The 20,069-nt window shown below is 72.2% G+C and carries 16 protein-coding genes; 10 read left to right on the forward strand and 6 right to left on the reverse strand.

The features are described 5' to 3' along the window. Window positions 1-13 precede the first annotated feature (13 nt). The 5 genes from ACQEVI_RS24645 to ACQEVI_RS24665 all read left to right on the forward strand — a co-directional run bounded on the left by ACQEVI_RS24645 (window position 14) and on the right by ACQEVI_RS24665 (window position 6,152). A complete protein-coding gene (locus tag ACQEVI_RS24645; RefSeq protein ID WP_432904241.1) occupies window positions 14-970 on the forward strand; it encodes an alpha/beta hydrolase in 957 nt (318 codons plus the stop codon). Next, window positions 967-2,475: an aldehyde dehydrogenase family protein gene (locus ACQEVI_RS24650; RefSeq protein WP_432904244.1), complete on the forward strand. Its 1,509-nt coding sequence runs from the start codon at window positions 967-969 to the stop codon at window positions 2,473-2,475. The genes ACQEVI_RS24645 and ACQEVI_RS24650 overlap by 4 nt, the downstream gene beginning before the upstream one ends. After that, a complete protein-coding gene (locus ACQEVI_RS24655) occupies window positions 2,472-3,590 on the forward strand; it encodes an NAD(P)-dependent alcohol dehydrogenase (protein ID WP_432904247.1) in 1,119 nt (372 codons plus the stop codon). Before ACQEVI_RS24650 ends, ACQEVI_RS24655 begins: the two co-directional genes overlap by 4 nt. Before the next feature lie 104 nt (window positions 3,591-3,694). Continuing rightward, the gene (locus ACQEVI_RS24660) at window positions 3,695-5,026 is read left to right on the forward strand and encodes a glycoside hydrolase family 125 protein (protein ID WP_432904250.1); all 1,332 of its coding nucleotides are present in this window, start codon (window positions 3,695-3,697) and stop codon (window positions 5,024-5,026) included. 31 nt (window positions 5,027-5,057) lie between these two features. Continuing rightward, complete coding sequence (locus ACQEVI_RS24665) at window positions 5,058-6,152, forward strand: GntR family transcriptional regulator (RefSeq protein ID WP_432904253.1); 1,095 nt, start codon at window positions 5,058-5,060, stop codon at window positions 6,150-6,152. A 13-nt stretch (window positions 6,153-6,165) separates the two neighbouring features. On the opposite strand, the gene ACQEVI_RS24670 is transcribed toward ACQEVI_RS24665, so the two are convergent. Beyond that, window positions 6,166-8,121: an HNH endonuclease gene (locus ACQEVI_RS24670; protein ID WP_432904255.1), complete on the reverse strand. Its 1,956-nt coding sequence runs from the start codon at window positions 8,119-8,121 to the stop codon at window positions 6,166-6,168. A gap of 238 nt (window positions 8,122-8,359) precedes the next feature. Between ACQEVI_RS24670 and ACQEVI_RS24675 the strand changes: the two genes are divergently transcribed. Next, a complete protein-coding gene (locus ACQEVI_RS24675; RefSeq protein ID WP_432904258.1) occupies window positions 8,360-10,255 on the forward strand; it encodes a glycoside hydrolase family 76 protein in 1,896 nt (631 codons plus the stop codon). Between the two features lie 18 nt (window positions 10,256-10,273). Here the strand turns inward: ACQEVI_RS24675 and ACQEVI_RS24680 are convergent, their stop codons facing one another. Further along, on the reverse strand, window positions 10,274-10,603 hold the full coding sequence (locus ACQEVI_RS24680; protein WP_432904261.1) for an ANTAR domain-containing protein: 330 nt from the start codon (window positions 10,601-10,603) through the stop codon (window positions 10,274-10,276). A gap of 220 nt (window positions 10,604-10,823) precedes the next feature. Here ACQEVI_RS24680 and ACQEVI_RS24685 point away from each other — a divergent pair, with 220 nt between their 5' ends. Continuing rightward, on the forward strand, window positions 10,824-11,306 hold the full coding sequence (locus ACQEVI_RS24685; protein ID WP_432904263.1) for a heme-degrading domain-containing protein: 483 nt from the start codon (window positions 10,824-10,826) through the stop codon (window positions 11,304-11,306). Window positions 11,307-11,343: 37 nt separating this feature from the next. On the opposite strand, the gene ACQEVI_RS24690 is transcribed toward ACQEVI_RS24685, so the two are convergent. Continuing rightward, on the reverse strand, window positions 11,344-11,982 hold the full coding sequence (locus ACQEVI_RS24690) for an RICIN domain-containing protein (protein ID WP_432904266.1): 639 nt from the start codon (window positions 11,980-11,982) through the stop codon (window positions 11,344-11,346). A gap of 204 nt (window positions 11,983-12,186) precedes the next feature. Between ACQEVI_RS24690 and ACQEVI_RS24695 the strand changes: the two genes are divergently transcribed. After that, on the forward strand, window positions 12,187-13,464 hold the full coding sequence (locus ACQEVI_RS24695; protein WP_432904269.1) for a hypothetical protein: 1,278 nt from the start codon (window positions 12,187-12,189) through the stop codon (window positions 13,462-13,464). A gap of 2 nt (window positions 13,465-13,466) precedes the next feature. Here ACQEVI_RS24695 and ACQEVI_RS24700 read toward each other — a convergent pair whose 3' ends face one another. From ACQEVI_RS24700 to recQ, 3 genes are all read right to left on the reverse strand, one after another. Continuing rightward, window positions 13,467-14,120: a hypothetical protein gene (locus ACQEVI_RS24700; RefSeq protein ID WP_432904272.1), complete on the reverse strand. Its 654-nt coding sequence runs from the start codon at window positions 14,118-14,120 to the stop codon at window positions 13,467-13,469. Between the two features lie 19 nt (window positions 14,121-14,139). After that, a complete protein-coding gene (locus tag ACQEVI_RS24705) occupies window positions 14,140-14,442 on the reverse strand; it encodes a hypothetical protein (protein ID WP_432904274.1) in 303 nt (100 codons plus the stop codon). A 91-nt stretch (window positions 14,443-14,533) separates the two neighbouring features. Continuing rightward, a complete protein-coding gene (recQ, locus tag ACQEVI_RS24710) occupies window positions 14,534-16,390 on the reverse strand; it encodes a DNA helicase RecQ (RefSeq protein WP_432904277.1) in 1,857 nt (618 codons plus the stop codon). A gap of 101 nt (window positions 16,391-16,491) precedes the next feature. Here recQ and ACQEVI_RS24715 point away from each other — a divergent pair, with 101 nt between their 5' ends. After that, window positions 16,492-18,951 carry a DUF1963 domain-containing protein gene (locus ACQEVI_RS24715; RefSeq protein WP_432904280.1) on the forward strand — a complete coding sequence of 820 codons (2,460 nt, stop codon included), beginning with the start codon at window positions 16,492-16,494 and terminating at the stop codon, window positions 18,949-18,951. Continuing rightward, entirely contained in the window at window positions 18,854-20,035 is a 1,182-nt protein-coding gene (gene dinB, locus ACQEVI_RS24720; RefSeq protein ID WP_432904283.1) for a DNA polymerase IV, read from the forward strand. Before ACQEVI_RS24715 ends, dinB begins: the two co-directional genes overlap by 98 nt. Window positions 20,036-20,069: the final 34 nt, after the last annotated feature.

The raw sequence follows: 20,069 nt of genomic DNA on the forward strand, positions 1-20,069 counted from the left end.
AGAGGTGGCAAAGATGTCCGTACTCAGCAACGTGCACGTGGCGTCCGCGGTCGCGCTCGGCATGCAGCGGCTCTCCGCGGTCGGCCTCAAGCTGGCCGCGCGCGGCAAGCCGACGCCGTTCCCCGAGTGCCGCGCGGAGGTCGACGAGATCGACGTCCCGACGTCGATCGGTCCCGCGCGGGCGTACGTCTACCGGCCTGCCGGCCCGTCCGTCGCCACATCCGCCGACGAGGCCGCGAACCCGCCCGTGCACGTGAACTTCCACGGCGGTGGATACGTCATGCGGGACGTCGAGCTCGACGACCCCCTGTGCCGCTACCTCGCCGCCGAGGCGGGGGTGGTCGTGATCAACGTCGACTACGCCGTCGCGCCGCAGCACAGGTTCCCCGCGCCGCCCCACCAGGCCTACGAGGTCGTGCGGTGGGTCGCGGAGCACGCGGACACCCACGGCTGGGACGCGAGCCGGCTCACGGTCGGCGGACAGAGCGCGGGCGGTGCGCTCGCGGCGGCCGTGGCGCGCCAGGCCCTGGAGCAGGGCGGCCCGCGCATCGCGCTCCAGGTGCTCCACTACCCGCCGCTCGACCTGGTCACGCATGCCCGCGACAAGGTGGCGGCCGGCACGAACCCGCTGATCAAGCCCTGGATGGGCGACGTCTTCGACAACGCCTACATCCCCGACCCCGCGATGCGCGCGGACCGCCTCGCCTCCCCGGCGGGCACCGCCGACACCGCCGACCTGACCGGTATCGCGCCCGCCGTGGTTCTGACCTGCGAGCTGGACCGGCTCCGCGGGGACGGCGTGGCCTACGCGCGACGGTTGCGCGCGGCGGGCGCCCTGCTCGCCCACGTCGACCTCCCCGGCGTCGACCACGGCTACGACATGAACGACCTCGACACCGCCCGGCGCACCTACGCACTCATCGCCGAGCGGCTCCGCGAAACATTCTCGATGACGAGAGGGCAGTCATGACCATCACCGACAACCCGACCGCTGTCACGGGCAGCGTCCAGTTCCCGCCCGGCCGGCTCTTCATCCGCGGAGAGTGGCGCGAGGCGGCCGACGGTGAGCGCCGCGACGTCATCAGCCCGGCCACGGGCGCGGTGATCTCCTCGGTGGCCTGGGCCTCGACGGCCGACGTCGACGCCGCCGTCGCCGCCGCACGGGAGTCGTTCGACTCCGGCGTCTGGTCGCGGCTGAGCGGCCGCGAGCGGTCGCGCGTCCTGCTGAAGGCCGTCGAGATCCTGCGCGAGCGGCGCGAGGAGTTCGCGCAGCTGGAGAGCCACGACGTCGGCAAGCCGATCACGTTCGCGCGGATCGTCGACGTCGAGCACGCGATCCTGCAGTTCGAGTACGCCGCGAGCCTCGGCCAGCACCTGGACGGCTCGGTCCGGGAGATCCCCGCCAACGCCCACGCGTACGTCCGCAAGGAGCCGATCGGCGTCGTCGCCGCGATCACGCCCTTCAACTTCCCGCTGATCCTGTCCTCGACCAAGATCGCCCCGGCGCTCGTCGCCGGGAACTCGGTGGTGCACAAGCCGGCCGGCGACACGCCGTTGAGCGCCCTGTTCATGGCCCAGGTGCTCAAGGACGCCGGCGTCCCGGACGGCGTCCTCAACGTCGTCACGGGCTCGGGCGCGAGCCTGGGCGACCACCTCGTCGGCCACCCCCAGGTCGACAAGGTCGCGTTCACCGGGTCGACGGAGGTGGGCGCGCACGCCGCGGCGCTCGCCGCGCGCACCCTCAAGCCGTTCACCGCGGAGCTCGGCGGCAACGCGGCCAACATCCTGTTCGCCGACGCCGACCTCGACAAGGCGATCGGCACCGTGATCGGCGCCTTCGTCTTCAACGCCGGCCAGTTCTGCATGGCCGGGCCGCGCCTGCTCGTCGAGCGGCCGATCTACGACACCGTGCTCGGCATCCTGGGCCAGGCGGTGCCCGGCGTGCCCTTCGGTGACATCACGGACGACGCCACCGTCGTCGGGCCGCTCGCCAGCCAGAAGCAGCTCGACAAGGTAGCGGCCATGGTCGAGTCCGCGCGCAAGGACGGCGCGCAGGTGGTGTGCGGCGGCGAGCAGGCGGATCTGGGCGGGGACCTGGGCGGTGGGTTCTACTACCGGCCCACGGTCCTGGCGGGCCTGTCGTCGGACGCCGAGTGCGTGGCCGAGGAGGTGTTCGGGCCGGTGCTGACCGTCCAGCCCTTCGACACCGAGGAGGAGGCGATCGCGATGGCCAACGGCACGGCGTACGGCCTGGCGTCCGGTATCCAGAGCTCGGACATCGCGCGCATCCACCGCGTCGCCAAGCGGCTCGACGCCGGGATCTGCTGGGTCAACGGCTGGGCCGTGCTCGACCCGGCTGTGCCGTTCGGCGGGGTCAAGGCGTCCGGCTGGGGGCGGGAGTACGGCCCGGAGGCGCTGGCGTCGTACCAGCGCACCAAGTCCGTCGTGATCGACCTCGGCGAGGACCAGTCATGAGCACGGGCACGAGCACCACGACCAGGGCCGCCGTCCTGTCCGCGCCCCGGACCTCGTTCACCGTGCGGGACGTCGAGCTCGCCGACCTGCGCGAGCGGGAGGTCCTGGTGCGGATGGTCGCCACCGGCGTCTGCCACACCGACCTCGGCGTGTGGGCGGGCGGCATCCCGTTCCCGCTTCCGGGAGTCGTCGGTCACGAGGGCGCGGGAGTCGTGGAGCAGGTGGGCTCGGCGGTCACCGCGATCGCTGTCGGGGACAAGGTGGTGCTGAGCTACGCGTCCTGCGGGGACTGCCCGGCGTGCCTGGACGGCCACCCGGCCTACTGCGCCACGTGGCTGCCCCGGAACCTGTTCGCCGGGGCTCGCGAGGACGGGACGGCGACCCTCTCGCTCGACGGCACGCCGATCGGCGGGCACTTCTTCGCCCAGTCGTCGTTCGCCCAGCACGCGATCGCCGAGGAGCGCAACGTCGTCGTCGTGCGCGCCGACGCCGACCTGGCAAGCCTCGCCCCGCTCGGGTGCGGGGTGATGACGGGCTTCGGATCGGTGTGGAACGCGCTGGACGTGCGGGCGGGCGCGCGGGTCGCGGTGTTCGGCGCCGGTGCCGTCGGCCTGTCGGGCGTGGTGGCCGCCGCGCTGCGCGAGCCCGACCTGCTCGTCGCCGTCGACGTCGTGCCGGAGCGGCTGGAGCTCGCCCTGGGGCTCGGTGCCACGCACGCGATCAACGGCCGGGAGGAGGACGCCGTCGCCCGGATCGCGGAGCTCACCGGCGGCGCGGGCCTGACCCACGCCTTCGACACCACGGGGGTGCCCGCAGTGGCCCGGTCCGCGATCGAGGCGCTCGGCGCTCGGGGGCACCTGGTGACCTGTGGCGCCCCGCCGCCCGGCACGGACATCCCCGTGGACTTCCAGGGCATCCTCCCCGGGAAGTCGGTCAGCGGGGTGACGATGGGCGACGCCGACCCGAAGGTGCTCGTCCCGCAGCTCGTCGACCTCGTCGCCGCCGGTCGGCTCCCGCTCGGCCGCCTCGTCAAGCAGTACAAGCTGTCCGAGCTCGACGAGGCGTTCGCCGACATGCACCACGGCACCACCGTGAAGCCGGTCATCGTGCACTGATCTCTTTATTGCACCTATTGCAATACTTTGACGTAGGTGTAATGGCCTCCTACGCTGCACGGCAGGTCGGGCGACACCGGTCGCCGCAGCACGGAGGCAGAATCATGACCAGCGCACTCTTCCCGCACGACGCCCTGTACGACCCGGACGTCCTCGCGGGCCTGGTCGCCGCGGTGGCCGAGCGGCTCGGCAGCCGGGTGGCCGACGCCGTCGGCCGCTGCATGTCGGACACGCTCGCACGGACGATCACCTCGCACCCGGACGGCACGGCCTTCGTGATCACCGGCGACATCCCGGCGATGTGGCTGCGGGACTCCACGACGCAGCTCGCGCCGTTCCTGCACCTCGCGGACGCCGACCCCCGGCTGGCCGACACGATCGCTGCGGTCTCGCGGCGGCAGCAGGACTCGATCCTGCACGACCCCTACGCCAACGCGTTCAACGACGGCCCGACCGGGGCCGGGCACCGGGACCGCACCGGAGAGCGAGGCACCGGCCAGTCACCGTGGGTGTGGGAGCGCAAGTACGAGATCGACTCCCTCGCCTACCCGGTCCAGCTCGCCTATGACCTGTGGCGCATCACCGGCCGCACCGACCACCTCGCGCGGTTCGGCGAGGTGGCGCGCACCGTCGTCGACCTGTGGCGCACCGAGCAGTGGCACGAAGAGGCGTCCCCGTACACGTTCGAGCGGGCCGACTGCCCGCCGTCCGACACCCTGGTGCGCGACGGACGCGGCCCCGAGGCCGCGTTCACGGGGATGACGTGGGCGGGCTTCCGGCCGAGCGACGACGCGTGCCGGTACGGCTACAACGTGCCCGGCAACGCCTTCGCCGTCGTGGCGCTCGGCTACCTCGGCACGCTCGCGTCCGAGGTGCTGCACGACGTCGCCCTGGCCGAAGACGCCGCCGCGCTGCGGGCGGACATCGAGCGCGGCATCCGCGTGCACGGCGTCGTCCCCGGGCCGGCGGGCGAGCCGGTGTACGCGTACGAGGTCGACGGGCGCGGGGGAGCGCTCCTGGCTGACGACGGCAACTCGCCGAGCCTGCTGTCCCTGCCGCTGCTGGGCTGGTGCGCCGCCGACGACCCGCTCTACACCGCGACCCGCGCGATGATCCTCAGCGACGCGAACCCGTACTACTACAGCGGTTCGGCGGCGTCCGGGATCGGCAGCCCGCACACGCCGGAGGGGCACGTCTGGCCCATCGCACTCGCGATCCAGGGGCTCACCACCACCGACCCGGACGAGCGCCGGGAGCTGCTGGACCTGATCCTGGCGACCGACGCGGGGACGGGCGCGGTCCACGAGTCCTTCCACGTGGACGACCCCGCCACCTACACGCGCGAGTGGTTCTCCTGGGCGAACGCGATGTTCTGCGAGCTCGCGCTGGAGACCGCCGGCCTGCGCACGTACCGGCGGATTCATTGGTCATACTGATTGGCCACGTCCGATCCGCGAAGGGGCATCAGTGAGCCAGCCGCTCTACCTCGAGGTGTACGAGAAGCTCCGCGACGCCATCCACGCCGGCACCTATGGTGTCGGTGACCGGATGCCCGCAGAGGCGGAGCTGACCAAGCAGCTGGGGGTCAGCGCCATCACGCTCAAGCGGGCGATGGACCTGCTGCGCGCCGACGGTTACATCACCCGCCGGCCCCGGCTGGGCACCGTCGTCGTCAGCGACACCGCCACGACCGCCGTCAGCACCGGTGGCGGACCCACCCCGCTCATCGGGTGCGTGCTGACCGACTTCGACGACACGTTCGGCACACGAGTGCTGGCCGGACTGCTCGACGCGTCGAGCACCGTCGCGAACCTCGTGGTCAAGCGCAGCCTCGGCAACCGCGAGGCGGAGGACGACACGGTCCGGGCACTGGTGGCCGACGGCATCCAGGGACTGATCCTCGAGCCGAGCTCGTCGCAGTACGTGGCCCCGGCAGTGCTGGAGCTGATCACCCAGTCGTTCCCGGTCGCCATCCTGGACCGCGTGTTCGACGGCGTCCCGGTGTCGTCGGTCTGCTCCGACAACGTCTCGGCGGGCCGCCAGGCCGCCGACGTCCTCTTCGCCGCGGGATACGACCACGTCGGGCTGGTGTCGGCGTCGAGCACCGTCTCGACGGTGCAGGACCGGCTCGACGGCGTCGTCGCCGCGCACGCGACCCGGCATATCCCGTTCGACCCGGCGCACCAGTTCCGCAAGGTCCGTTCTACGGTCCCCGGGAGCGGCGTCGCGCCCGACGACGACATCGCCGAGCTGGAGAAGTTCCTCGCCACCAACCCCGGCCTGACGGGCGTGGTCGCCACCGAGTACAACATCGCCGTCCTGCTGCGGGAGGCAGCGCAGCGGGCCGGCCGGACCGTCCCCGGTGACCTCGGCATCGTCTGCTTCGACCACCCCGACGCGTTCTACGACAAGGCGCGCTACCGGTTCACCCACATCCGGCAGGACGAGTCGCGCATGGGGCACGAGGCGGTGGACCTCGTGCTCGCCCAGTTCCGCGAGGCAGGACAGGTCACCAAGGTCACGCTGCCCACCGAGCTGGTGCCCGGGAGCTCGACGCGCTGAGACCGCTGCTCGCTCAGAACGGGGGTTCATCGGGTTGAGCTCGGCCCGTCGCGTGGGTAGAGGCGGTCGAGCCGCCTGAGCCGTCCGAGCTGGCCGGGCGGGGTAGGTGTCGGCCGGTCAGGGCGCGCAGGGTGAGGTCGTGGCTGGTGTCGGGGTCGATCTCGTCGATCTCGATGTGGGTGTCCAGCACGGTCGGTGGCCGGGTGTGGGTGCGTCCGGTCGGTGTGGTCCAGGTGGTGATCCCGGTCCGGGGGTCGCGGACGACGCCCCAGCCGGCGTGGGTCTTGAGCAGGTGGTGCTTGCGGCACAGGGGTTGCAGGTTCTGTGCGCGGGTCTGCCCGGGAGCACCACCTGTGTTGTTGCTGTCGCGGACGGGGTCGTCGTTCTTGTGGTGGTCGAAGGGTTGGATGTGGTCGAGGTCGCATCCGGTGGCGGCGGTGTCGCACCATCCGAAGGTGCAGGTCTCGTCTCTGGCTTCGACGGCTGCGCGGAGGACTTTGCCGGGTTGGTAGGTAGTGGTGGAGTAGTCGGTCAGGATTCCGGTGACGGGGTCGGTGAGCAGGCGTTGCCAGGTCGCGTCCTGCGCGATGATGCGTGCGGTCTCGGCGGGGATGGGGCCGAACCCGGCCAGGTGTCCAGGTGCGTCGTCCAGGCCGAGCAGGGCGCTGGCGGGGATGGTGACGCGGACGATCGGGCGGGTGGGTGTGATCCGCACCGGCCGCACGATCTCCTGCACGATCTGCTGCACGACGGGCGCCCTGCCGCCGCAGGTGCATACCGAACCGTCCGTGGCGTCAGGCGCCCCGGCACCGCCGGAACCCTCCGTGCTGGTCTGCGCGCTTGTGTCGCTCACGGTGATCACCGCGACGTCCGGGCTGGTGCCTGTGCTGGTGTCGGTCTCGGTGGGGGTGAGGCGGTCGGCGGGTAGGAGGCGGCCGGTGACGATGCCGGTCAGGGAGTCGGCGCGTAGCTGGCTCAGGGTGCGGTCCTCGCCGGTGGTGTGGCGGAGCTGGTGGGCCATGTCGTCCACGACGCCCCAGACTGCTGCGGCGTCGGTCGCGGGCAGGTAGGCGGACAGCCAGCCCATGTCGTTCTCCGCCCGGTCCACGTGCACGCTACGGCGGGCCGTCTCCGTGTTCGTGGTCTCGGCGGCGCCGTGCCGGTTCTTGGCGAAGGCGAGCATCCGGGCCTGTAGCCATCTCCACGTCCGTCGTGGTGCCTGGGGCAGGAACCGGTTGATGGCTTCGGTGCGTTCGGCCACGGTCAGCTGGGCGGCGGAGCGCAGCAGGGTGTGTGCCTTGCGTGCGTCGATCCGCCCGGCCAGGAGGGCTTGGATGACGGTGGGGTGCTGGGTGCCGGACTCGGCCCGGACCACGACCTCGCTCGCCTCGGGCTCGGTGACCACGAGTTCGTTGGTGACCTGTCCGACCAGCGAGTTGTGTGCCAGCGGGTGACTCTCGCGCGTGGAACGCTCGGCCAGGACACGGGCTTGTATGCCTGCGGACCAGGACTGCAGCCGGCCGGACGCGATCATCAGGTCGCCCAGGGCGTCGTCCGACAGGTCGGCCAGCGGGCCCGTACCCAGCGCGCCGCCGGGCACGCCCGGGTCCGCGTGTGCTTCGGGGTGGGGGTCGAGGTTGCCGGCCAGGTCGATCGCCTCGGCCACCACCCGCGCCAGCCTTGGGCCCGGCGCACCCCGCAGTGCCTGCCGCAGGACCTCCTCCGGCCACAGGAACACGGGAATCGTGTCGGGAGGCCAGTCCGGCCCAGGATCCGGCATCTCGTCCGGCCCCGACCCCACACCCGCATCGAGCTCCCAGGCAGGGAATGCGTCCTCGACGGGCGTCACATGACCGAAGGGCGCTTTGGCGGGTACCGAGCCGTCGCCGACGGCGCCGGAGACGCCGTTCCGGGACATGCCGTTCAGCAGCGTGCCGCTCGCGCCGTCGTCGCACTGTTGTTCACCCATGCCGGCACACCCCCTTTCACTGTGGACCTCTTGAACTATCGGAACATAAGTCTATGGATCAGCCCCGTGACTGCGGACATGTGTTCGATTCTACGCTCAGCCTCTGACACTCGCCCCGGCCGCCTGCCATGCCCGCCGTGGGTGATATCGGACCGATAGGTGCATTGCACCGTTTGCTAATGTAGTTTTTGGGGAAAATCCGGGACGCAACGTCGCGCCCGGGGGAGGAGCCCACCTGATGCTGCGTCGGATCCGACTTGTCCTGATCGCTCTCGCCGTGGTCGTCGGCCTCCAGCCGGTCGCCGTCGTCCAGGCGAGCTCGCCCCCTGAGGCTCCGGTGGCCGCCGGCTCGGCCGAGGTCGCCCGTGCCCGGGTCGCCACCGAGGTGCTGCTGGACTCCTACGACGAGCAGAAGGCGTGGTTTCCCTCGAGCTGGTGGAACTCCGCGGTCGCCCTGCAGACCATCGGCGACTACATGGAGCGCACCGGGGACCGGAGCTATCTGGACGAGCTGGACCACAGCTTCGAGACCAACAAGGGACCGTTCCCGGCCGGCGAGCGCTCCACCGACGAGATCTACGGCAACTTCACGAGCCGCGCCATCGACGACGCCGGCTGGTGGGCCCTGAACTGGGTGACCGCCTACGACCTGACCGGTGACCAGAAGTACCTCGACATGGCGGGCACCATCGCCGACTTCATGCACGGGTTCTGGGACCCGAGCACGTGCGGCGGCGGGATCTGGTGGAACGAGGAGCGCACGTACAAGAACGCCGTCACCAACGGCCAGTGGATCCGGCTGACCGCCGAGCTGCACAACCGCATCCCCGGTGACACCGCCTGGCTGAGGCGGTCCCAGGAGGCCTGGGACTGGTACGTCGCCAGCGGCCTGATCAACTCCGAGGGACTGGTCAACGACGGGCTGACCGACGCCTGCGCCAACAACCGCGACACGGTGTGGAGCTACAACCAGGGCCTCGGCATCGGCGCAGCGCTGGAGCTGTACCGGGCGACGGGTGACGCCGAGCTGCTCGCCTCCGCGCGGCGGCTGGCCGACGCGGCGCTCGGGTCCGACGCGCTGACGACGGACGGGGTGCTCACCGAGTCCTGTGATCCGCTCGGCCGCACCTGCGACGACAACCAGAAGCAGTTCAAGGGCATCTTCATGCGCTACTTCACGGAGCTGGCCGATACCACCGGCGACGCGCGCTACGCGGAGTTCGTGGACCAGCAGGCGGAGACGATCTGGGCGAACGACCGCGACTCCGCCGAGCGGCTCGGCCTGCGCTGGTCGGGTGCGGGCACCACGGCTTCGCCGAACGTCTTCGACTGGCGCACCCAGGCCAGTGCGCTCAGCGCCCTGATCGCTGACGCTCCGCAGGACGCGCCGAGCCGGTCGCTGTCCGCGACGATGTCGCCGACGCAGCTGGTGGTGATGCCGAGCCCCGGTGCCACGTCGTCGGCGCGGACCGAGGTGGAGGTGGCCGCGACGTCGGAGAGGCGCCGGTCCGTGCGGGCCGACGTGCGGGTGGGCGGTCCGGACGGCTGGACGGTGGACCCGGCCCGGAGCCGGGTCCGGCTTCTCCCGCCGGGCGGCGGCACGCCCGCGCGGGCGAGCATCCCGCTGGACGTCACGGTGCCCGCGAACACCGCGGACGGCAGCTACCCGCTGACCGTGACGGTCACCGCGAAGCCCGGGCTCAGCTACACCACCCGGGTCACGATCCAGGTGGCGAGCACCATCGACTTCGACGCCGGGTCGACGCAGGAGCTCGCCTGGCTGTGGGACGCGGGCGGCTCCGGGCTGAGCCACGTCGGGAGCCGGTTCGCCGACGGCACCAGCCACTTCGTCTACCGGTTCCCGTTCCCCGCCGAGGCCACGTCGGCCGAGGCGACCCTGACCATCGACAACCAGTACGTCGTCCAGGTCGGGCCCGACGGCGAGAGCTGGACCACGGTGCTGACCGAGGACGAGCCGATCAGGGACAGCTCCAACAAGGCCGACCACACCCTCGACCTGACGCCTCACCTCGGCTCGGACAAGGCCGTGTACATCAGGGTGACCGACGCCTTCCCCGAGGATGGCTGGGGCGGCGGGGTCTACCACGTCGCGGCGCAGTTCGGTACGTCCTGACTGCCTGACGCCGGCCCGTCAGGCCGCCTGGTGGGCCGGTGGTCCGGTGGGCAGCGGCTTGTTGTCCTCGTCTCTCGGGTCTCTCGGGTCGCTGCTCGGGTCGGGCTCGACGGGCCGCACGCAGCCGAGGGCCTGCACCAGCATGTCCTGTGTGATGCCGCCGCGGAGGTCGTCGCCGTCCTGCAGCGCGGTCATGACCTGGTCCGCGGCGATGCGTACCGGGATGCGAGCCCTGTCGGCGGCGTCCAGCAGGATCTGGGCGGCCTGGTCCTCGTCGACCCGACTGGCGACGACGACCACGGTCTTCGCCCGTTCGATCATCGCCTCGCCCAGGAGCGCCGGAGACACGGGCGTGTCCACCTGACCGGGGCGGTCGCTCTCGGGACCGTGGCCACCGGCAACGTGTTTGGTGGAGGTGTCTTGATACTGATTGACGGATGTCATGTGTCATCTCCCAGATCCCCCTGCGGACCTGGAGCCGTTTCATGACCCCGGACTTGCAGTATAGAGCACTTCGGACGATTCGGACAGGCCCTCATTGCTCGCGGATATTGGGCAGTATGGGGGTATGACCGAATCGGATGTCAAAACAGCCGTCGCCGAGGTAGAGGCGCAGGAGGCTGAGCTCGTCCTGACCACGTTCACCCACGAGGAGGCCTGGCGCCTGGGCTCCCGGCTCGTCGAGCTGGCGACCGAGCGCGACCTGCCCGTCGTCGTCGACATCCGCAAGGGCACGCAGCAGGTGTTCCACGCGGCGCGGCCGGGCACGACGCCCGACAACGACTCCTGGATCAAGCGCAAGGTGCGGGTCGTCTACCGGTTCGGGGCGTCGTCGTACCTGATGGGGCTGCGGGCCAGGGCGAAGGGGACCGACTTCAACGCCGACCAGGGCCTGCTGTTCCAGGAGTACGCCGCGCACGGCGGAGCCTTCCCGGTGCGTATCGCGGGTGTGGGCATCGTCGGTGTCGTCACCGTGTCCGGTCTGGCGCAGCAGGACGACCACGCCCTCGTCGTCGAGGCGCTGCGGGAGCTCGCGGCGTCCCAGGTGTGACGTCGGCCGCCGACCCGGGGTGGCGTGCCACCCCGGGTCACCCCGAGACGGACCATCGCTGGTTGTCGCCGGCATGGCAGTCGTAGACGATGACGGGCGTCGCGTTCTCCGTGCCCGCCCCTGAGACGTCCAGGCAGAGACCCGTCGCGACGTTGCGCACGGTGCCGTCGGCCTGCGGCGCCCACTGCTGGTTGGCTCCGCCGTGGCAGGTCCAGACGGCGACGGCGGCACCGGGCGCCCCGCCGCTCTGGTCGTCCACGCACATCGATCCGAGAGCGCGCAGCTCCCCGGAGCCGGACACCGTCCACTGCTGGGCCGCGCTGCCGTTGCAGTCGTAGATCTGCAGGGCGGCTCCGTCGACGGCGGTACCCCCGGGCACGTCGAGACACCGGCCGGACGCGGCGCCCTGCACCGCGACGACCGTCGGCTCCGGGGGAGGCGCGCTCGGGGTGGCGGACGGGTCCGGGCCGGCGGAGGCCTCGGACGGGCTCGGGCCCGGCGCGGACGCCGTCGTGCCCTGGGCAGGGCTCTGCGTGGGCGCGCTCCGCGGGTCGGACACGTCGCGGGTCAGGACCCACACCGTGCCGATCACCGCCGCGAGCCCCAGCAGGACGGCGAGCACCCACACGAGCAGTGCCACCGGCATGCGCCGACGCGACGTGACCTGGTCGTACACCCTGACGTTTCCCTTCGTGCCCGACGGCGTTCCCGCCCGCCGGCGTGAGCATCGACGAGCCGCACCCTACTGGGTCGCCGATGCCGCCTGATCCGGCGCGGCATTCTCAGCGACTGCGGATTCGGCGACCGGGGGCTCGGGGGTTTCCTATAGAACTGTGGATGAAGAGGCTGTTTGGCAATGATGGTGTCGGATCATGTTCGTATGGACTTCGAAGAGACGACCACATCTGAGACGACCGCATCCGCACTGAGGCACGCGTCCGAGCTGTACGCGAGGCTGCTGGAGTACGCGACCAGCCCGCCGTTCGGCGAGCGCACTGCCGCCAACTTCCGCCGCGTTGCTGCGATGACCGGGCATCATGACGGCGGCACCCTGTGCGGGCATCATGGCGCGGGTCGCGCACGGGCCCTCGCGACGGCACAGATCGTCTTCGACGCCCCACCGCTGGGGATGCGCCTGATCGACCGCTACGCCGACTGGTCCGCGGAAGCGACCGGCCGGGACCGGGGACTGCTCGACGCATGGCGTGCCGGCGGTGTCCACGCCGTCTTCGAGATCACGCGCCGCGCCGGCAGCGGGGTGCGGGCACGCTGCCTCGGCGACGACCTGGAGTACACGCTGCACGTCGACCCCAAGGCTCCGCTGCCCCGTGCGGACCTGCGGACCGGGCGGTTCCTGGCCGGGCACGCACTCCCGGTCGGTGAGCTCTGGATGCTGGTGGGTGCCGTCGACCTGTACGCGCCGGGGGAGCGGAAGGCGATGCTCGGCCTGATGGCCGAGCTGGTCCGGGACGCACCGGCGCTGCCGTTCCGCAACCCCGCGATCCTCGAGCAGGCACGGGTGGCCCTCGCGGCGGAGCACCAGGAGTTCCTGCGCCTGTTCGGTGGGCAGGGCGTGGCCAGGGCCGGCTCCCGGCTCGTCGAGGACCTCGACCGGCTGTGGGAGACGTCGGGCATCTGGGAGACCTGGTGGTCGAGCCTGCCGCTGGAGCGCGACCTCTGCGACCTCCGCGAGGCGCTGGACCAGGAGAAGCCAGACGGCGGGACGTGGTACCCCGTGCACCACCCGGTCCACGGGCTACGTGTGCTCGGGCCCGGCTACGGGATGCTCGCGGACCTGCACGGCTCGACGTCGCCGATCAGCCCGGCGACCGCGGACCACGTGTCCGAGGTCCTGGACGCGAGGCGCGTCCCCGACTTCGCACTCCGGGACCTCGCGGAACGGCACCCCGTCCGCGCGGGCGAGATCTACCGTGCCGCCCTCGGCCGGCCTGGGTTCACGTGGGCGCAGGAGGGCGCCGCCTGGCTCAGGGATCGTGCCGGCGACGTGCCCGCGCACCCGGCGCTGGTGTGGATGCCGGAAGGTGCGATGCCCGCCGGGTCCGGGAAGCCTGACCGCGCGATCGCGGTGCCGCACCCCTTGGCGGTCACGTTCCCTCCGGTTCCGACGCCGTCCGGAATGACGGGCGACGCGCACTGAGATCAGCGCCCACCCTCCACCACGACCTCGCGCACCCACGCCCCGTCCGCAGGGCCCTCGGGACGGAAGCCCACGCTCCGCAGGTACGCGAGCTCCCCGGGCCCGGCACGCGGCACCATGACACGCCGGAAACCCTTCGCCGCGAAGATCCCGCTGCGCCGGTACACGAACTCGCCGGGCGTGAAGTCACGGAACCGCTTGGTCACCCAGTCGAGGTCGACGACGCCTGTGCCGTCCCCGGCGTCGCGCACCTCCACGACCCCGACGGTCTCGTCACCGCGCTGCACCAGGAACGCCGAACGCTCTTCACCAGGCCCGGGCAGCGCCACGAACCCCGGTGCGACGCTCGCGATGTCCGCGGCGTGGGTGCGGAGCACGTGCAGCAGGTACGCGTCGTCGGGCGCCACCTCGATCACCTCGTACACCGCGGCGTCGTGGCGCTCCCGGTTCAGGCGCCACAACCAGTAGATGTTGATGAGGCTGATCGCGGCGTTCATGGCGGCGAACGGCCAGATGCCCACTATCGCGTTGTAGGCGGTCGCGACGAGCGAGCCGATGAGGTTGAGCCAGCGGAAGCGGAGCACGCGCGCCTGCGTGAGAGAGAGCACGACGAGGATGGAGCCGGTCCACCCGGCGATCTCGAGCCAGGGAAACATGCCCTGACCCTAGGCGCTCTTACCAGGACCAGCCGCGCGAGCTGAGCTCCAGCTCCTCTCGCAGGCGCTCGCCCGCCGCGGTGCGCTCGTCCGCGCGCAGCGGTGCCGTCTCGGTGGGCAGCCCCGCGAGCTGGCACGCCTCGCGCAGCAGCGCGTCGTAGGCGCCCTGGACGGCGAACCAGTGGTGGGCCCGCGCGTAGACGTCGGGGTCCTCCTCGACGCGGCGCAGCTCGGCCGCGAGCTCCCCGAGCCGGATCTGCAGGCGCAGCGTCACCAGCGGGTCGGGCTCGCGCGCCGGACGTGGGAGGAAGTTCCAGGTCATGGTGTGCCACCGCTACGTCGTCGTAGGACTGGGGGACACGACCAGCGTAGGTCCGCCGGGCGGCTATGGCCATGGGATTGCCGCCGGAGCGTCAGTCGGAGGCGTGCAGCGCCGCCAGGATCCCCTCCCCGTAGCGCTCCAGCTTCGCCTGGCCGACGCCGCTGATCCCGCTCAGCGCATCCAGGTCCGCCGGGCGCTCGGCGACCACCGCGCGCAGCGTCGCGTCGTGGAACACGACGTAGGCCGGCACCCCCTGCTCCTTGGCAGCCGCGGCACGCCAGGCCCGCAGGCGCTCGAAGACCGGCTGGTCGACGTCCGACAGCGGGGCTGCCTCCGGGCGTGCGCCGCCGGAACGCACGGGCTTGCGTGCGGTACGCGCCGTCGGGGCCGGGTCACGCCGCATCCGCACCTCGCGCTTCCGGCCCAGTACCTCCGAGCTCGCCTCCGTGAGCACGAGCGTGCCGTGGTTCGAGTCCACCTCCAGCAGCCCCTGGGCCAGGAGCTGGCGCGCCACGGACCGCCACTCGCCGTCGGACAGGTCCTCGCCGACACCGAACACGGTGAGGCTGTCGTGCCCCCACTGCGTGATCTTCGGCGTGGACTTTCCCCGCAGGATGTCGACCACGTGCCCCACACCGAAACGCTGGTTGCGCTCGCGGTCCAGGCGGAACACCGCGGACAGCAGCATCTGCGCCGGGACCGTCCCGTCCCAGGCCTCGGGCGGGTTCTGGCACGTGTCGCAGGCGCCGCAGCTGCCCGGATGGCTCTGGCCGAAGTAGCGCAGCAACTGGGCGCGGCGGCACTCGACGGTCTCGCACAGCGCGAGCATCGCGTCGAGGTGCGCCGAGAGCTTGCGCCGGTGCGCGAGGTCGCCGTCGGACTCGGCGATCATCTTGCGCTGCTGCACGACGTCGGCCAGCCCGTACGCGAGCCACGCCGTGGACGGCAGGCCGTCGCGTCCGGCACGCCCGGTCTCCTGGTAGTACCCCTCGACCGACTTGGGGAGGTCGAGGTGGGCGACGAACCGGACGTCGGGCTTGTCGATGCCCATGCCGAACGCGATGGTCGCGACCATGATGACGCCGTCCTCGCGCAGGAACGTCGACTGGTTGGCCGACCGTACGTGCGCGGGGAGGCCCGCGTGGTAGGGCAGGGCACGGATGCCCTGGTCGGTCAGCTGCTGAGCCGTCTTCTCCACCGAGGCGCGCGACAGGCAGTAGACGATCCCGGCGTCGCCGGGGTGCTCGGTGCGCAGCAGGTCCAGCAGCTGCTTGCCCGGGTTGTCCTTCGGTGCGACGCGGTAGGTGATGTTGGGGCGGTCGAAGCTCGCGACGAAGTGCCTGGCCTTGGTCAGCCCGAGGCGGGTGGCGATCTCCTCGCGGGTCTGGTGGGTGGCCGTCGCGGTCAGCGCGATGCGCGGGACGCCCGGCCAGCGTTCGGCCAGCTCGCTCAGGCGCAGGTAGTCGGGCCGGAAGTCGTGGCCCCACTGGGACACGCAGTGCGCCTCGTCGATCGCGAACAGGGCGATGGTGCCCTGGTCGAGCAGCCGCGCCGTGGACTCGACGCCGAGCCGTTCCGGGGCCAGGTACAGCAGATCGAGCTCGCCCGAGCGGTAGGCCTGCTCCACCGCGCGACGCTGGCCCGGGTCCTGCGTGGAGTTGAGGAAGCCGGCCCGGACGCCGAGCGCGTCCAGTGCGTCCACCTGGTCCTGCATGAGCGCGATCAGCGGCGAGATCACCACGCCGGTGCCGCGCCGGACGAGCGCCGGGATCTGGTAGCACAGCGACTTGCCGCCGCCCGTCGGCATGAGCACGAGGGCATCTCCGCCGTCGGCGACGGTGTCGATGATGTCCTGCTGCTCGCCACGGAAGGCGTCGTACCCGAAGACGTCACGCAGCACGTCGAGCGCGGTGGCGGTCGGGGTGGGGGCGACGTCCGGAAGGGTCATGGCCGCCAGTGTGCCAGGGACCGCTGACACCGGCCGAACGGCCGGCGGGTCGAGCGGCCGAGCCGGGCGGGCATGTCAGACCCTGCCCATAAACTCCCGGTATGTACACATTCGACGAGGAAACGGCGTCCGCGGTGCGTGAGGCTCTCGCGCCGCTCAAGGTGGCGCAGGTCTCCGACCCCGCAGTGGACCACGTGCTGCGTGGCACCGGGCCGGGCGTCCTGGAGCTGCTGCGCGAACGGCCGCGCGGTACGAGGATGATCGCCGAGCCGGGCGGGTACCACCCGGCCGAGCTGACGGACGCCGTCGTCGAGCTGCATCCCGGGTGGACCCGGCGGGATGCCGAGGCCGCGCGGCTCGCCATCTACAAGGGAGCGCCCGTCGGCCTGCTCGCCCGGTTCGGGCAGGTGCTGCACGCGGCCTCGGGCCGGGCCGCGGGGGACGGCGAGCCGTCATGGCTGGCCACGCTGACCCACGACGTCGGGCGAGCGAGCACCGCCACGGACGCGGCCGACGCGGCCGACGTCCGGCTGCGGTGGAACCCGGACCTCGTCGAGGAGATCGCGAGGGCCGGCGACGCGCCCGGCCGGTCAGCAGTGCACTCCACCCTGTCGGCACTGCTGTACGTGGACCACCACCACTGGGCACGCAGCCGGCACCACATGCTGGAGGGTGACGCGGGTGTCGCGTACCTCGCCCGGCACACCGACATGCTCGCGGAGGTCGCCACCGGGTCGGAGTTCCACGTCCGGACCTATGTGGCAGCCCGGTGCGCGCACACTCCGGGAGCGCACGCGGATCTGGTCGCCCGGCTGGCCGTCGACGCGGACGCCGGCGTCCGCGCCCAGGCACTGGCCACGCTGTCCCGGCTCGACGGGCCCAGGCAGGTCGACGCGCTGAGAAGGCACCTACGGACCGCGCCGCCGGACCGGCTGCCGGACGTCCTCGCCCGCCTGGGCGACCTCGACGACGGCGTCGTGGCGATCGAGGAGGCCCTGGCCGTCGACGGCGGCGACGCCGTCGCCGGGCCGCTGGACCCGGACCGCGAGCGGCTCCTGCGCCGGGCCGCCTTCCGCGTGCGGGTGCTGCGCTCGGCGGAGGCGGCCGTCCCCGTGCCTCCCGTCGCGGCGCCGCAGGACGCGGCGCTCGCGGAGGAGCTGCAGGCCCTGCACGGCCTGCGGCCAGGGAGCGGGAAGGACGAGGACCGTGCCTGGCGAATTGCCGAGAGCAGGCTCGCCCTGCTGCCCGACGTGCGCGCCCTGCGGGACGCACGGCGCGCCGCCGGAGCGGACGACGCGGACCGCTGGACCGCCGAGCTGCTCATCACCCGCTTGGACGACTGGGGGCGGAAGATCGGTGCCACCCTCACGCCCGAGGACGCCGAGCGCTGGTGGCCGCTGTTCGCCGAACGGCTCGACCTCGCGGACGAGTACCTCGACGGCGGCGACGGGAAACGGCACCCGGACCACTACGCCGTCGACACGAGGACGATGATCCTGACGATCCTCGAACGGTTCCCCGCAACCCCCGAGGCGCTGGTCCCGCGTCTTGCCTCGTTCGCCCTGGGCGGGGACCGCCATCGTCTGCCCGCCCGGCGGATGCTCGGTGAGCACCCGGGCGCCCGGGCCACCGCGCGGGCTGCTCTGTCTGAGCTGTCCGACGGCGACGCGAGCACGCGCTCGTCCGCAGCGGAGTGGCTCGCGGAGCTCGGCGAGCTGGGAGCGGTCGCGCCGGAGCCCGGCTGGGAGTTCGGGGAGGGGGTGCTGCCCGCGTCCGTCCGGACCCTGCCGGCGTCGACGCTGTGGTGGCTGGACCGGTTCCAGGAACAGGCGCTCGACCGTGGCGTCCCGGCGGACGACGTCGACCGGTGGCTCGGGCTCGCACGCCCGGCACTGCGCACGGCGCCCGACGGCGGTGGCCCCGTCGTCGGCCGGCTCGGTGGCCCGCTGCTGCTACCGCCGGACGTGCCCACCCCTGCCGCGGTCTTCGAGCCCGACTACCGCGCCGAGTACCAGCTCATCGTGACGCTCGACCTGGCGGCGATCCCGCCGGACGCCACCGACCTGCCGCTGCCGCCCGACGGTCAGGTGCTCCTGTTCGCGAACGTCGAGCTGGAGGACGAGCTCCTCGCGGGCGGCGCCGTGCACGTCCCCGCGGGGACGCCGGTCGAGGAGCGGGTTGTCGCTCTCGACCACGAGACCTACGGCTACGACTCTCCCGAGGACCTGGACGAGTCCCTGCGGCGCAGGCCTGACCTCCGCCTGGTCCCCGGCGTGTCCCTGCCGTCCTGCCCGCTCGACGCCGAGACCCGCGCCGCGCACCCCCACGCGGAGACGCTGCAGGCCGTCTGGTCCGAGCAGTCCGACGAGGGCGGCGAGTGGCAGCTCGGTGGTCACGCCTACGACTTCGACGGCATGGGCGACCCGGCCCGTGGGGACTGGGTGGTGCTCGCACAGTGGGTCGGTGTGCCGATGGGGATCCTGTACTGGACCATCGACCGCCGGGATCTCGAGATGCGGCGCTTCGACCGGGTCGTCGTGCGGATGTACGCGAATCCCTGACGGGCTCGGCGCCACGATCCTGCATGCCGACCTCGACGCGTTCTACGCGTCGGTCGAGCAGCTGCTGGATCCCGCCCTGCGCGGTCGGCCGGTCGCCGTCGGCGGCGGGCCGCGCGGGGGAGTGGTCCTCGCGGCCTCGTACGAGGCCAAGGCGCACGGGGTGCAGGGTGGGATGCCCGGCTGGCGGGCGGCCCGGCTCTGTCCTGACCTCGTGTTCGTGGGCGGTCACTTCGGCGAGTACCAGCGGCTGGGGGACGCCGTGATGGCCGTCCTGGCGGACGTCACGCCCACGGTCGAGCGGATCTCGATCGACGAGGCCTTCCTCGACGTCGCGGGTGCGACGCACCTGTTCGGCCCGCCCGCCGCGATCGGCGCGCGGATCCGCACGCGCGTCCGGACCGAGGTGGGGCTCTCCATCTCGGTCGGCGCCGCGCGGACCAAGCACCTCGCGAAGATCGCCTCCCAGGTGGCCAAGCCGGACGGCCTGGTCGTCGTCGACCCCGGCGCCGAGCGGGCCTTCCTCGACCCTCTGCCGGTGGGCCTGATCTGGGGCGTGGGCCCCGTGAACGAGCGGCGCCTCGCGGACCTGGGCATCCGGACGATCGGTGAGCTGGCACGGACCCCGTCGTCGGCGGTGGAGCACATCCTCGGGCAAGCCGTCGGGCACAAGCTGAGCGCGATGGCGCACGACGAGGACCCTCGCCGGGTCGTCACCAGCCGCCGCGCACGCTCCGTGGGGGCGCAGTCCGCCCTGAGCCGGCGCCGCCCCGAGCCCGACGACGTCCGGGCGGTCGTGGCGCACCTGTCCGACCGGGTGTCGCGGCGGCTGCGTGCCAAGGGGCGCGCGGGCCGCACCGTGACGGTCGCGGTGCGGTTCGCGGGTATGCACCGGGCGACGCGGTCCCTCACGCTGCCCGTGCCGGTCGCGGCCGCGCAGGGCGCGGCACGGCGCGCCGTCGACGAGTCGATGGACGCGATCCGCACGCGGTTCGGTGGTGACGCCGTCGGCTACCTGCCCGTCGTGCTGCGCCGTGGCGGTGCCGTGCCCGACGAGTTCCGGGAGCTGGCCGAGCGCGACCCGTGACCGAGCGGTCGACCCTGACGTATGACGTCAGACC

The organism is Promicromonospora sp. CA-289599, assembly GCF_050936155.1.
Taxonomy (GTDB): domain Bacteria; phylum Actinomycetota; class Actinomycetes; order Actinomycetales; family Cellulomonadaceae; genus Promicromonospora.